This is a genomic window from Serratia sp. TSO36 (assembly GCF_057808395.1).
In genome coordinates this window covers 1-469 of sequence record NZ_JBJZOU010000039.1, presented here as the reverse complement: position 1 = coordinate 469, position 469 = coordinate 1, and the positions used below count along the sequence as shown (strand labels likewise).

Annotated in this window: 1 rRNA gene; it reads right to left on the bottom strand. The window is 49.3% G+C overall.

What is annotated here, in order from left to right:
• A 23S ribosomal RNA gene (locus ACK3CV_RS25330) occupies positions 1 to 320 on the bottom strand; the annotation flags it as partial.
• Positions 321 to 469 lie beyond the last annotated feature (149 nt).

The window sequence follows — 469 nt, the reverse complement described above, 5'->3', positions numbered from 1 at the left end:
CTGCGCGACTTTCCAGACGCTTCCACTAACACACAAGCCGATTCAGGTTCTGGGCTCCTCCCCGTTCGCTCGCCGCTACTGGGGGAATCTCGGTTGATTTCTTTTCCTCGGGGTACTTAGATGTTTCAGTTCCCCCGGTTCGCCTCATGCCACTATGTATTCATGACATGATAGTGTGTCGAAACACACTGGGTTTCCCCATTCGGGTATCGCCGGTTATAACGGTTCATATCACCTTACCGACGCTTTTCGCAGATTAGCACGCCCTTCATCGCCTCTGACTGCCTAGGCATCCACCGTGTACGCTTAGTCACTTAACCTCACAACCCGAAGATGTTTCCATCGTTCGCGCTGCAAACATTTGAGAGACTCTATGACAGGTTACTCTTCATTCCAGTACTTCTACGGAGGAATGAATTTCAGCCGTCATGTTTCAATTTTCAGCTTGTTCCAGATTGTTAAAGAGCAA